The organism is Roseateles terrae (genome assembly GCF_014192155.1).
Lineage (GTDB): Bacteria > Pseudomonadota > Gammaproteobacteria > Burkholderiales > Burkholderiaceae_C > Roseateles > Roseateles terrae.
The window spans coordinates 301,881-314,891 of record NZ_JACHXO010000008.1 but is presented as its reverse complement, the minus strand read 5'-3'; the positions used below and the strand labels follow the sequence as shown (position 1 = coordinate 314,891).

The following is a 13,011-nucleotide window of genomic DNA, read 5'->3' as shown; positions in this document are numbered from 1 at the left end:
CGGAGGCGGTCATGATGGGCGCCAGAAAAGGCACCTGCGATCGTGGCGGCGACGGCAGCCTGCACCTTGTTTCGCATCAAAGGGACCGGCCGTCCATCCGATGGAGGGATCGATTGGGGGACCTCCGGCCCCTCACAAGAGCGAGCCCTTGAAGCACCTCGGATCGCAGGTGTTGCAGGGCCACACCCGTTTCGAGCAGGCATTGCTGTTGCCATACAAAGGGCTTAGCGGCCATGTCGCTCCTGCCAATGCCTTTGCCATCTCCGCTGCCCCCGCCGCTGCCAACGCTCTCCCACACCTTCGCTGCGACCCGCCCTATGCCTTCGTCCCCCACCCTCACCGTCGGCACCGCCGGCTGGAGCATTCCCCGCGCTGAAGCCAGCGCCTTCCCGGGCGTGGGCAGCCATCTGCAGCGTTACGCCCGCACGCTCAATGGGGTGGAGATCAACAGCTCCTTCTACCGGCCGCACCAGCCGGAGACTTACGCCCGCTGGGCCGCTGAAACGCCGCCGGACTTCCAGTTCTCGGTCAAACTACCCAAAGCCGTGACACACGAAGCGGCACTGGTCGGCACGCGGGAGCTGCTGGTGCCGTTCCTCGAAGGCATCGCCCAGCTCGGCCCGCGCCTGCGGGTGCTGCTGATCCAACTGCCGCCGTCACTCGCGTGGGAACGGCGCACCGCCGCGGCATTCTTCCGCCTGCTCTCCGGCCTGACGTCGGTGCCCGCCGTCTGCGAGCCGCGCCACGCCAGCTGGTTCACGCCGGAAGCGGACGAGCAGTTGCGTGCGGCACGCATCGGCCGTGTGGCGGCAGACCCGTCACGCCATCCGGATGGCGATCTGCCCGGCGGTTGGCTCGGAGCAAGCGGGGATGGCGCTGGCGCCCTCGTGTATCGACGATGGCATGGCGCACCGCGGCTCTATTGGTCGTCTTACGACGACGATTGGTTGCAATCGAGAGCGGATGAACTGCTCCGCTGGAGTGACGCTGCCCAGCATTGGGTCATCTTCGACAACACCGCGTCCGGCGCTGCTGCGACCAATGCGCTGGACTTCCAGGCGCTGTGCGGCGTTTACCGGGATGCGTCCTGATCGTTCTTTCGAATGCCGCGCAGGTTCATCAAGAACAGCCCGACCTGCAGCGCGATGAGTGCGTAAGCCTGGGTGTGCCAGCCCCACACGATCCACAGGAAATTGCTCAGCACGAAAATCCAGAAGCCCCAGAGCCGCTTGGCGGGGCTCTTGGCGCCCACCAGCCAGCCGGCCAGCAGCGTCACTGCCATCGCGGGCCATTGAATCGCATCCAACCAGTCCATTACAGCCCCTGCGGCTCTGCGGAGGCCGCCCTGGTGCCGAGCGCAGCGGCGCCCAGCTGATTCAGATAGCTGGCGAATCCACCCACGATGCGCCCCGCGCGGCGCGCACTGGTCGACACACGGACCGTGTTGGTCCGCGCAATGGTGCCGCCCATGGCATTCAAGCGCTGAACGAGGTCGGCGTCTTCGTGGCAAGCCAGCGGTGCGAAGCCGCCCGTGCGCAGATACGCCTCCGCCGAAATGCCCAGGCTCGCTCCATGCACATGACTGTGACCTTCGCGGTCGTGATAGAGGGATTCGTAATGGGCCCGCTCCAGCGGATGGAATCCCTCCCAGTCGTCCACTGTGACCACGCCACACACGGCGTCGGCGGACTTGCTGCGGGACCAGACGGCCTGACGAGCCAGCCACGCGGGATCCACGGCCGTGTCTGCATCGGTGAACGCCAGCCAGGTCACACCGCGCTCAATCAGCGCCAGTGCTCCGGCCGCGCGGGTCATGCCGACATTGCGGTGATTCACCACCAGTGTCTCCACCCCGTGGGCGGCGGCTCGTTCACCGGTACGGTCGGTGCAGGCGTCCAGCACCACCAGGATGAGCACCGGCTCTGCGGACAGGTCCGGGTGAGAGGCCGCCACCTGCAGCGATCGCAGGCACGGGCTGATCAACGCTTCTTCGTCATGGGCCGGGACCACCACGCCCATCATGGCGACGTTCCTGCGTCGGGCTGTGGCACACGGCCCTTGGTCCACACGTCAATCAGGAAATCCCGTTCGCGATGCATGCGCATATGACCGATGACGCCAGATCCTTCGAACACCCCGCGCAGCGCGGCATGCGCGCCCTCGCCGGTGCACCGGAAATCGTCCGCCGCATGACGCCAGTGGCAGGCCAGCACCGTGCCACCAGGGCGCAAGCTGGCGAGGCAGCGTTCGGCGACCTGGCCACACGCGTCCAGATCCAGGTAGTACATCAATTCGCTCAGCACGATCAGGTCGAAACGTTCGTCCGGCCACTCGTCGGGCACCGTCATGCGGCGCCACGTCAGACCCGTCCGATCGCCGACCTGTTCGGCGGCCCGGCGCAACGCTGCGGCGCTGGCGTCCGCGCACAGCAGAGCATCGCAGCGCGTCAAAAGCTGCTCGCTGAGCACGCCGTTCGCGCAGCCGGGTTCGAAGGCGCTGCCATAGCGCCATTGCGGCAGACAGGCCAGCGTCACGGCTCGCTTGCGGATTTCGTAGGGGCTGGAGCGGTAGTTCCAGGGGTCGGCACGCTGGAACAGCTGGTCCATGTGGCGGATCAGCGGCGTCGGCGGCATGGCGGATGCGCCTTCGTCAGGCTCTTCATCGTTGCACGGACGAGCCGCCCGAAATGACTCAGTGCCTTCGGGCAGATCGGGAGCGGTCCACAAGGATCGCTGCGCGCGCGTGAAGGACGCAGGCCGTGTAGCGGGAGGGGCGGAAGTCATTCCGTCTCCTCGCGGAAGAAGAATTCAGCGGGACGCAACAGCCGTTCCATGGCGCTGGCGGGCAGCACAGGCGGCCGGTGCCCGTCAGGCTCGACCTGACTGCGATGGGCCCGCAAAGCGGACTGCTTGCGCTGCCGGATGTCTTCGGGCAATGGCAGCTGGACGAGTTGATGCCAGGGCACGCGGACATCCCCTGGCGAGGCCCAATGCCACATCCACACCGGCATCTCCAGCAGGCGGAATCCAATACGGTCGGCCAGCGCGGCGCAAGCGCGTCCACAGGCTTCGTGGTCCGGATGGCCGTCCCGGCGCCAGGTGGTGACGACCAGGTCGTCCGGCATCAACAGCGGCGCGAGTTTCTGCATCAGCTGCGCTTCCTGATCGGCCACCTGACCGTCGGGCAGCCGCAGCAGCCGCAGGGACACCCCGCTGCCCAGGGCAGTCAGGCCGCGCGCGCGTTCACAGGCGCGCTGCCGGACGAGTTCGGCGGGCGTCCATTGGGGGGAGTCGGGATGGCTGGCCTCACCATCGGTCACGCCGATCAGCACAGGCTGGCTCTCTTCGAGGGAATGGTCGTCGCCACCCGCCGCCGATGCCACCGAAGATGTTGCCGCCTGTGCCGCCATGGCCAGCAGCCCGCCGCATCCCAGCACTTCGTCATCCGGATGGGGCGCCACGACCACCAGCCGGCTCGCGCCCTTCAATAGTGCGTGCACGTCCACCGCAGGCAGGCGATGCAACGTGGGCTGGGCCCACCATTGCGTCTCGCTGGTACCCGCGCCTTCGATGCGTCGGTCGCCGATGTCGCCCATATGGCCGATGTCGCCAGTCGCTTGATGGGATGGATGCGGCGTCATGCGGTCTCTCTTCGCGTGAAGCGCGAGCGGCTTGCCATGTGTCGCGATCGAGCTGAACGGGGCACTCATCGGGGCCAGCGCGCTCACAGCCGCCAGGGCTGCAAAGCCACCCCATCCGTCAGGCCTGCGCCGTCGCCGAGATCGGTGTCAGGGCCTTGCACGGCGAGTGCACCCAGGGCGGCCAGATCGCGGTCGCCGTGGCTTTGGCGCAGGAATACGGGCAGGTCGGCCATCAGTCGGGCCAGATGAGCATGGCGGCAGAAGGGTCCGGGTCCCAGGGCCTGGGTCACGGCGCGCAGAACCTGCTGAGCGGTTTCGTCGGTGGCGGTGCGGGCGCGCAGGGTCCAGGCCCGTGCGTCCGCAGTGGGGTGTTGATCGATCCAGTGACCAGTCTCCCGCAGCAGCGCCGCATTGGCGCTCAGGAGGGCATCGACCTGGCCCATGGCCAACTGGAGATGCCAGGCTTCGCCCTGCCGCAGGCTGGCGGCCAAGCGCAGCGCTTCCGCCAGCGCCTCCAGGGCGCCATGCCAACAGGCGGCGATGCCGGCCCCGCCCTGCCAGAAGCCGGGCCGATGCAGATAGGCGCCTTCCCGGCCCAGCAGGCGAGCGGGCACCTCATCGAAGCTCACGCTGGCCGTGCCGGTGGCGGCCATGCCGACGGCAGCCCAGGACGAATCGTCCCGCTGCACGCCGCGCTGGCGCAGATCCACGTCGGCCAGCCAGGGCCCGCTGCCATCGGTCATCCACACCGTCAGCAAGGCCCGCTGTACATCATTCGCGCCCGAGCACCAGACCTTGCGGCCCTGCAGCACCACACGTCCATCAGCAGCGCGAGCGGCTTCCACGCGCGCGTCCGGCGCCTCGGCGGCCCAGACGGCATAGGCCGGCGGTGCCGGCGTCGTGCCCGCCGCAGGGGGCGAATTCGACAACGGCGTCCGGGACAAGTCCGCGGGCACCACGACCTCGGTCAGCACGGGGGCCGCAGCCACGCGCGGGCCGCGCGCGGCCCCGGGCGTGTCCAGTTCCGCCAGAATCGCCCGGGCATCGGTATGGGATTCAAACAATTTGGCCAGTGCGAGGTCGTCGGCCGCCACCCGGCCCAGCATCCGCCAACGCTCCAGCGTCTGTCCCTGGCCAGGTTTGGGCAGCTCGTCCAGCCGAGCGTCGATCAGCAACCGCAGGCGCGCGCCCGGGGACAGCCCCTGACTCTGTCGCAGGCAGTCGCCCAGGCGGCGCAAGGCGAGCGTGTCGGCGTCGACCGACGCGTTCAGCACAGGAACGGGTACTTCGAGCAATTGCATGACAGCCTGATGGCAAACGCCGTGCCTCGTTCGACGAATTGCTACGTTTCAGGCCGAGGGCGCAACCAGTTGTTGCCGGGCGTCCCGAAATGGGGCCCACCGGCCCCTGCCTGCGATGGCCGGACCCGCGGTGTAGGATTCGACGCATTCCGCAACCCTTTTCGTCTTCTCATGACTTCTGCCGCCTCCACCGTCCAAGAACGCCTGCAGCAACTCGGCATCACCCTCCCCCCCGTGGCGCTGCCGGCGGCTGCCTATGTGCCGTTTGTTCGCACTGGAAACCTGGTGTTTCTGTCCGGTCACATTGCCAAGAAGGACGGCAAGACGTGGGTGGGGCAGCTGGGCAAGGACACGGACACGGCCACTGGCAAGGCGGCTGCGCGGGCCATTGCGATTGATTTGATGGGCACCTTGCAAGCGGCGGTGGGAGACCTGAGCAAGGTCACCCGCATCGTCAAGTTGATGAGCCTGGTGAACAGCACGCCGGACTTCACGGAGCACCACCTGGTCACCAACGGTGCCTCGGAGCTTTTTGTGGAGGTCTTCGGTCCTGAAGTGGGCGCGCATGCCCGCAGCGCCTTTGGTGTGGCGCAGATTCCGACGGGGGCCTGTGTCGAGATCGAGCTGATTGCCGAGGTTCGCGCCTGATGCGCATGCTCCTCACGCCGCCGCGGATGCTGGCCACCGCGGCGGTTGTTTCGCTGGCCGCGCTGGCGGCGGCCCTGGTCGCCCAGTATCAGTTCGACATCAAGCCGTGCCCGTGGTGCGTCATGCAGCGCGGCATTTTCATCCTGATTGCGGTGGTCAGCGTTCTTGGCTGGTGCCTGCAGCGGGTGAAGGCTGCGCGCGTCATCGCCCTGCTTCTTGTTGCGGCACTGGGCGTTGCGGGACTGGTGGCCGCCGGCTACCAGCATGAGGTCGCCGCGAAGCTTGCCAGTTGCGACATGACCTTTGCCGATCGTGTGCTGACGGCGCTGGACCTGGAGGCCCGCTGGCCGAGCGTCTTCATGGTGACAGCTTCCTGCAGCAAGGCTTCGGCTTACACCCTGTTGGGTCAGCCCTATGAGATCTGGAGCGGCTTGCTCTATACGCTGATTGCCCTGGGGGCACTGCTGACGCTCAAGCGGCGTCCTCGCACGCCAGCGCACTGACGACTCGACACTCGCTGACCGCCCCTGGTTCCTGACGGATTCCGGGGGCGTTTTTCATGTGGAGCCACCACACGGATCGCAGGTCTTGCGAAGTGCGCGGTGCAGGCATGCGCGGAGCCGGGTGCCTTTTGCGGAAGTCAAGGAATGAATGGCCGGCGCAGCCGGGCAGAAGGGACATGAAGCAAAAGGTACCCGGCTCCGCGCATGCCGTGTTCACTGCGAAACACTGTCCCTCACCGCCCCACCACCAGCTTTAACCCCAGCCCCACAAACACCGCCCCCGCCACCCGATCCAGCCACAGCCCCACCCCCGGCCGCCGCTGAATCCACCGCCCGATCGCGCCCGAGAAGAACCCCAGCGCCCCGAACAGCACCGCGGCCTGCGCGGTGAACACCAGCCCCAACTGTGCCAACTGCAGGCTCTCATCCCCGCGCCCGGTGATCACGAACTGCGGCAGGAACGACAGGAAAAACAGCACCACCTTTGGATTGATCGCATTGGCGAAGACGCCTTTGAAGAACAGCCGCGACAGCGACTCTTCCACTGGTGCCTGATCCAGCTTCATCGCGCCGGAGCTGCGAAGGGCCCGCACGCCCATCCACACCAGATAGAGCCCGCCACACACCTTCAATGCGGTGAACGCCACCGGAGACGCCGCAATCAGCGCGCTCACTCCGATGACGGCGAGCACCGTGTGGCTCAAACACCCCAGTGCACATCCCAGCCCGAACACCATCCCGTGCTTGCGCCCTTTCGACAGCCCCATGCTCAGCACCATCAGGTTGTCCGGCCCCGGGGATGCGGTGATCAGCAGCGCGGCTGCCAGGAAGGCGAGGAGTTGTTCGATTGTCAGCATGCGGGGGATGATAGCCACTCCCCTGTGCGCTCCATCGCCACGCACGTCGCCGCCGTCACCGACCTGTCATGCCCCCGAACGAGCATCGCGGCTTTGCCACACGGGAGATTGCTCATGGACCGCCGCCGCTTCCTCAATGCCAGCGCCCTGCTCGGAGGCGCCTCCCTGCTGACGCCGCTGGCCGTGCGTGCCCAATCCGCAGCGCCCCAGGCCCCCGCGATCATCACCCGCGACGGCATGCGCCCCCAGATGCCCTCCGGCATCCAGAGCGGCGACCCGCTGGCCGATGCCGCCGTCCTCTGGACCCGCGGCGACCGCCCGTCCCGCATGTGGCTGGAGTGGTCCACCACCGCCAGTTTCGCCAATGCCCAGCGCGTCCGCGGCCCCTTCCTGCTGCCGGACAGTGACTTCACCGGACGCGTTGACCTCCGCGGGCTCCCGCCGGGCCAGGAGATTTTTTACCGCGTCATGCTCCAGGACCTCCACAACGAGCGGGTCATGTCCGAGCCGCTTGAGGGCCACCTGCGCCTGCCCGGTGCCGCCGGTCGTTCCCCGCTGCGCAATGTCCGCTTTTGCTGGAGCGGCGACACCATGGGCCAGGGTTGGGGCATCAACCAGGAATGGGGCGGTATCGGCATCTACGAGCAGATCCGTCGCCTCAGCCCCGACTTCTTCCTGCACAGCGGCGACACCATCTACGCCGACAGCCCCATCCCGGCTGAAATCAAGCTCGCCAACGGGAGCGTCTGGAAGAACCTCGTCACCGAGCAGACCAGCAAGGTGGCCGAAACGCTCGACGAATACCGGGGCCGCTACCGCTACAACCTGATGGACGAGCACATTCGCCGCATGTCCGCCGAGGTGCCGCAGATCTGGCAATGGGACGACCACGAGATCAGCAACAACTATTCGGACAGCAAGGATGTCTCCGCCGATCCGCGCTATACCGAGAAGAATGTGCCGCTGCTGGTCGCCCGCGGCACCCGTGCCTTCCTGGACTATGCGCCGATGCGCCGCTTCGGGGATGCCGAGGTTGAACGCGTCTACCGCCACCTGCCGCAAGGCCCGCTGCTGGACGTCTTTGTGCTGGACATGCGCAGCTACCGCGGCCCCAACGGCGCCAATCTCGAGACCGAAGAAAACGCCACCAGTGCTTTCCTGGGCCGCACCCAGGTCGACTGGCTGCTGGACGGTTTGCGCCGCTCCCCATCGGTGTGGAAGGTGATTGCCGCCGACATGCCGATCGGCCTTCAGGTGGGGGACGGCAAGGACGCTGCGGGCCTGGACAAGTGGGAAGCCATTGCCAACGGCGACAACGGCGCACCACGGGGCCGCGAAATCGAGATCGCCCGGCTGCTGCGCGGCATCAAGCAGCTGGGCCTGCACAATGTGGTCTGGCTGACCGCCGACGTGCACTACACCGCTGCCCACTACTTCGACCCGGCCCGCGCCCAGTTCAGCGACTTCCTGCCCTTCTGGGAATTCGTCTCGGGCCCGCTGCATGCCGGCGGCTTCGGCCCGAACAAGGCAGACGCCACCTTCGGCATGCAGGTCATGTATGAGAAGGCGCCGAAGGAAGCGAATTCACCGCCCGCCGACGGTCTCCAGTTCTTCGGCCAGGTCGACATCGACGCTCGCAGCCGCGCGCTCACGGTGACGCTCAAGGATCTGACGGGCGCATCGCTCTACAGCAAGACGCTGGAGCCACGGCGGGCGTAATGGGTGGCGCTGCGGCGTCGTGCGTGGCGCTGCGGCGTCGTGCGTGGCGCTGCGGCGTCGTGCGTGGCGCTGCGGCTTCGTGCGAGGGCGCCTCGCCCTCCGCCGTTCAGCGGTATTCGATTGCCCGCAAGACGCCCTGCAGCGGCGGCAACTGCGCCACCATCGCCACCAGTTCCCGAATACTTTCGGTGGCCGTCTTCGCCCGGACGCTGGCAATCTGCGTCCGCACGGTCGAGATGGCCACCCCATGCCGCTGCGCGATTTCCTGCGGCTGCAGGCCCTCGCAGAGCGCCTGCAACACCCCCTGCTCGGCGGCCGTCAGCTGATGCTCGCGCGCAAAAGCCAGCATTGGCAGTTCTCCGCACAGGTTGCGTTTGCCCAGCACCAGCAGGGCATGCGTTTGTTGCCCATCCACCATCGGCAGCACCGACAGCGACAGTCGATGCGCGCCGCGCCCCAGACAGATCAGATGCCGCAGGCTGCGCTGCTGCGCATCCAGCAGCGCCTGTTCCAGACGCTGCTGGTCGTTGCGGTCGGAGGCGACCACCTGCCCATCCACCACCTGGACCGGTGCTTCGGTGCCCAGCTGCTCCCGCGCGGTCCAGTTGGCATACACCAGCCGCCCGCCCAGGCTGACCAGGCAGACGCCCAAGTCAATCGCGTCGAGTGCATTTCGCCACCACTTGTCATGACCGCGACGGCGCTCGGGCCCGTGGTAGATCGACCACCAATCCAGATCCTGGGACCTCCCCAGCATTCCATCCATGGCTGCCTCCGTTGTCAGGCGTGTGGAACGCGACTCCGTTTTCGCATCTTCGAATACTTGTGCGAATAGCGGAGCAACGACTGGATGTTACGAGATGTCGCAACTTCTGCGAAGTGATCTTTTTAGGGGTGGCGCCCCCTGAGTCTGGGGGGCAGTCCGATGTCGGCTTCAGAGAGGTTTTCTCGTGACAACTCAAATGGCAAAGGGGGCATGAAGCTGCCTTTGCCGCTCGGTGTCCGGTTCAAACGTCAGGCGTTCATGAAACCCAGGTTCTGGTTGCTGAAGTTGCCGATGCCGGGCAACACCGACGGCAGGTCGCTCGGGCTCACGCCCATCCACAGCGCCAGCGTGGCGGCCAGCTGGTCCACCGCGGTGGTGGGCAGCAGCCGGCCCTGGCCCACGTCGTCCGGCCCGTTGACCGACACCGACGGCAGCGTGCCGTAGAAGCGTCCGCCCTTGACCGCGCCGCCCATCACCAGGTGATGGCTGCCCCAGCCGTGGTCGGAGCCGTCCCCGTTGGAGCTCAGCGTGCGACCGAAGTCGGAAGCGGTGAAGGTGGTCACATTGTTGGCCACCCCCAGTTCCTGCAGCGCGGCATCAAAACTGGCCATCGCCCCGCCCACCTGCTGCAGCAGCTTCGGATGCTGGTCCACCAGCAGATCGTGCAGGTCGAAACCGCCCAGCGACACGAAGAACACCTGACGCGACGCGCCCAGCGACGAACGGGCCGCAATCAGCTTGGCCACCATGCTCAGCTGCGACGACAGCGAGGAGGTGTCGAATGGCGTCGTCAGGTTGACCCCGGCCAGCGCGGTGCTGACCGTCGCCTGGGCATTGATGGAGCGGGCAGTGACGCGATTGAGCTCCGACTCCATCCAGTGGCTGCGGTCCCCCGTCACCAGCGTGCGCAGCGCTTCGGAACAGGCCTGCGAGCCGAACAGGCTGCGGGTCACGCCATTGATGGCCACGGCGCCGCCGCTGCTCATCTGGTATTGCACCGCCTGGCCGCCCGACATGAACACCGCATTGCCGGAGACATTGATGCAGGTGAAGGTGGCACTGCCGTTGCTCGACAGGAAGCGGTCTCCCAGGCGACCGCCCCAACCGGAGATGGCGCCTTCCGGCTTGGACGACTGCCACAGGCTCTGCTGGTCGTTGTGCGAGAACAGCTTGGGCGGCAGCGGCACGCTCTGGGCCTTGTACTGGGCCAGGGTGGTGGGCTGCATCAGCGTGCCGATGTTCAGCATCACCGCCAGCCGGCCGGCGTCGAAGACCGGCTTGATGGCCGACAGCGTCGGCGCCAGCGCCATCTGACGGCTGTCCGGCAGGGCCACCGAGGGATTCAGCACCGTGGCGGCCAGCTGGTCACGCGGCGTGGCCAGGGTCTGACGGATGGTGGCGTAGGACGAATAGCTGGCGCTGTCATACGGCACCACGGTGTTGCCGTAGTCATTGCCGCCGTAGAGGAACAGACAGACCAGCGCCTTGTAGTCGCCGGAAGCGGTGGCCGCCGCGGCTTCATTGATGGCGGCGAGCTGCAGCGCCCAGGGAGCGGCGGTACCGGCCACCGACAGGGCGGAGGCATGCTTGAGGAATTCGCGGCGCTTGAGCGACGCCAGGCGGGACACATGGGCCATGGGGAGCTCCGCTTATTTCTGGATCTGGTAGTCGGGGGAGGCCAGCAGCAGCAGCCAGCCGGCCTTGACGCGGTTGAGCTTGCCGGCATCGGTCGTGGCGGCGATGGTGCCCACCGCGGTGGTGACGGTGGTCAACGTCGCCTCGGACACGCCGCCCAGCAGCGTCGCCTGACGCTTGACCAGGCTCGCCGCATCGGCGGCCAGCGCCAGATCGGCGGTGTAGTCGGGCTTCATGTCACCAATGCCGCCATTGACCAGCGTCTGCATGAAGTTCAGGTAACCCGCCACCGTGCTCTCATTGCACAGCTGGAATTCCGGCGCGGTCACATTGTTGGTGCCCAACTGGGAGTTGGGCGGCACGTAGCCGGGACGGAAGAAGTTGAACACCGAGCCGCTGCGCAGCGGGCTCTGGCCCAGACGGCTGGAGGGATTGCTGCAGTCGCCGATGGCCCACAGGTCGCCCGGCGAGGTGAAACCGACCGTGCGGGCCCACTGCACCAGACGCTGGATGGGCTCGCGCAGCTTGCCGACGCCCGGATCGGCGGCGGGCGTGCGGGCGTCGTTGTCCAGCAGCACGGCGCGGATCACGGCGCGCATGTCGCCCCGCTCGCCCTTGCCGTTGTTGTTGAAAACGGCGGCCACGCGCTGCACATAGGCCGGGCTGGGGTTGGAGGCCACCAGGCGCTGGATCAGCTGACGCCCGATGAAGGGGCCTACGTTCGGATGCGCCACCAGGGTATCCAGCGCGGTCTTCATCGCGGTGGGGCCGTCGGCGCTCTCCGGAATGGTCACATCCAGCACCTGCTTGGCACCGGTGGAGAACCGCGAGGCGGTGTGCACCATCGGGCGGTTCATGAAGGCGAAGTCGTTGCCGTTCGGTGCGGTCGTGTCGAAGTCCCAGCCGGTGAAGACCCGCGCCAGCGCGGTGATCTGGTCCAGCGTGTAGGTGTCGACCGTCTTGCCGTTGCTGGTCTTGGGCGTGCCGTCCGCATTGAGCTGGTTCAGGCCGATGGTGAAGAGCTGCATCACCTCCCGCGCATAGTTCTCGTCGGGCTGGCGGCCGGTCTTGGGATCTTCCTTGCGGTTGCCGCGCATGGCGAGATAGACGCCCATCGCCGGCGACAACGTCACGCCTTCGAGCAGGTCACGGAAGGTGCCGAAGCAGCGGGCTTCCAGCATGTCCACATAGGCAGCCGTCGCGAACTGCGGCCAGGCCACGGGGATGCCGTTCATCGACACCACGAAGATTTCGGACAGCGCCAGCACCACCCGCTGACGCAACTGGTCCGGCGAGCCGATCAGCTTGCGCCACAGCGTGGCATCCATGCCGGAGAGGCTGTACTTGTAGCTTTCCGCGCCGTAGCCCTTGGCGACCAGCCAGTCGTAATGGCTGGTGGTACGCGGCACATTGAACTGTTGATCCAGCCAGGCGGTGAAACCGTCCGCCTTGAGCTTGGTGATGTCTGCATCGCTGGCCGCGAAACCGGCCTGGCCGAGGAAGCGCGCGGCTTCGATGTCGGTGGTTGGCTTGGCGCTTTGCGGCACCGTGTTGGGCGTGTCACCGCTGTCGGAGGCACCGCCGCCGCCGCAGGCGGCCAGCACGGCAGCCGCCGCCGCAGCCGCCGTCAGGGCGCCAGGACGGAAGACCGGCTCGTCAGTGCCGGTGAGCGCCGTTTGGAGCTGGTGTGAGGAGGCAACGCGGGGCGCGTCGGCCAGGTCAGGCGCCGGGGCGCCGTAGGTTTCAATGGTGTGCATCGCGACACATGGGCTTCAGTGGATGACCGCATGGTGTCGGGACTGCGCGGTTTGCGCACCGTCATTTGTATAACAGGTGCATCGTGCGGAAACAAACCGGAAAGATGTGATTTCTGCACTGCGCGAAAACTGCAGAGCGGGGTAAGCCGTACATCGTCAGTCAGAGCTCACCGCCACCCATTTTT

The 13,011-nt window shown here is 66.9% G+C and carries 13 protein-coding genes; 4 read left to right on the top strand and 9 right to left on the bottom strand.

Annotated elements, in window-relative coordinates; translation table 11 throughout:
- The first annotated feature begins 317 nt into the window (after positions 1-317).
- Positions 318-1,091 (top strand): DUF72 domain-containing protein, encoded by a 774-nt coding sequence (locus FHS28_RS20715; protein WP_088453722.1) that lies wholly within the window; start codon positions 318-320, stop codon positions 1,089-1,091.
- On the opposite strand, the gene FHS28_RS20710 is transcribed toward FHS28_RS20715, so the two are convergent.
- The 5 genes from FHS28_RS20710 to FHS28_RS23905 all read right to left on the bottom strand — a co-directional run bounded on the left by FHS28_RS20710 (position 1,073) and on the right by FHS28_RS23905 (position 4,941).
- Complete coding sequence (locus tag FHS28_RS20710; protein ID WP_088453721.1) at positions 1,073-1,315, bottom strand: hypothetical protein; 243 nt, start codon at positions 1,313-1,315, stop codon at positions 1,073-1,075. The genes FHS28_RS20715 and FHS28_RS20710 overlap by 19 nt on opposite strands.
- On the bottom strand, positions 1,315-2,022 hold the full coding sequence (locus FHS28_RS20705; protein WP_088453720.1) for a glycosyltransferase family 2 protein: 708 nt from the start codon (positions 2,020-2,022) through the stop codon (positions 1,315-1,317). Before FHS28_RS20705 ends, FHS28_RS20710 begins: the two co-directional genes overlap by 1 nt.
- Positions 2,019-2,633 (bottom strand): SAM-dependent methyltransferase, encoded by a 615-nt coding sequence (locus FHS28_RS20700; RefSeq protein WP_184295312.1) that lies wholly within the window; start codon positions 2,631-2,633, stop codon positions 2,019-2,021. Before FHS28_RS20700 ends, FHS28_RS20705 begins: the two co-directional genes overlap by 4 nt.
- A gap of 146 nt (positions 2,634-2,779) precedes the next feature.
- Positions 2,780-3,640, bottom strand: coding sequence for a PIG-L deacetylase family protein (locus tag FHS28_RS20695; protein WP_246410403.1), 861 nt, complete (start codon positions 3,638-3,640; stop codon positions 2,780-2,782).
- 83 nt (positions 3,641-3,723) lie between these two features.
- On the bottom strand, positions 3,724-4,941 hold the full coding sequence (locus FHS28_RS23905; protein ID WP_221194109.1) for an acyl-CoA dehydrogenase family protein: 1,218 nt from the start codon (positions 4,939-4,941) through the stop codon (positions 3,724-3,726).
- A 171-nt stretch (positions 4,942-5,112) separates the two neighbouring features.
- On the opposite strand from FHS28_RS23905, the gene FHS28_RS20685 reads away from it, so the two are divergent.
- Together FHS28_RS20685 and FHS28_RS20680 are read left to right on the top strand one after the other, a co-directional pair.
- A complete protein-coding gene (locus FHS28_RS20685) occupies positions 5,113-5,589 on the top strand; it encodes a RidA family protein (protein ID WP_088453716.1) in 477 nt (158 codons plus the stop codon).
- Positions 5,590-5,615: 26 nt separating this feature from the next.
- Positions 5,616-6,092, top strand: a complete 477-nt coding sequence (locus FHS28_RS20680) for a disulfide bond formation protein B (RefSeq protein ID WP_184295310.1) — start codon at positions 5,616-5,618, stop codon at positions 6,090-6,092.
- 233 nt (positions 6,093-6,325) lie between these two features.
- Here the strand turns inward: FHS28_RS20680 and FHS28_RS20675 are convergent, their stop codons facing one another.
- Entirely contained in the window at positions 6,326-6,949 is a 624-nt protein-coding gene (locus tag FHS28_RS20675; protein ID WP_088453714.1) for a LysE family translocator, read from the bottom strand.
- 114 nt (positions 6,950-7,063) lie between these two features.
- On the opposite strand from FHS28_RS20675, the gene FHS28_RS20670 reads away from it, so the two are divergent.
- Positions 7,064-8,668, top strand: a complete 1,605-nt coding sequence (locus tag FHS28_RS20670) for an alkaline phosphatase D family protein (protein ID WP_088453713.1) — start codon at positions 7,064-7,066, stop codon at positions 8,666-8,668.
- Positions 8,669-8,774: 106 nt separating this feature from the next.
- Here the strand turns inward: FHS28_RS20670 and FHS28_RS20665 are convergent, their stop codons facing one another.
- The 3 genes from FHS28_RS20665 to FHS28_RS20655 all read right to left on the bottom strand — a co-directional run bounded on the left by FHS28_RS20665 (position 8,775) and on the right by FHS28_RS20655 (position 12,826).
- Positions 8,775-9,434: a helix-turn-helix transcriptional regulator gene (locus FHS28_RS20665; RefSeq protein WP_088453712.1), complete on the bottom strand. Its 660-nt coding sequence runs from the start codon at positions 9,432-9,434 to the stop codon at positions 8,775-8,777.
- 248 nt (positions 9,435-9,682) lie between these two features.
- Positions 9,683-11,071, bottom strand: coding sequence for a DUF1501 domain-containing protein (locus FHS28_RS20660; protein ID WP_088453711.1), 1,389 nt, complete (start codon positions 11,069-11,071; stop codon positions 9,683-9,685).
- A 12-nt stretch (positions 11,072-11,083) separates the two neighbouring features.
- A complete protein-coding gene (locus FHS28_RS20655; protein WP_088453710.1) occupies positions 11,084-12,826 on the bottom strand; it encodes a DUF1800 domain-containing protein in 1,743 nt (580 codons plus the stop codon).
- Between the last annotated feature and the right edge of the window lie 185 nt (positions 12,827-13,011).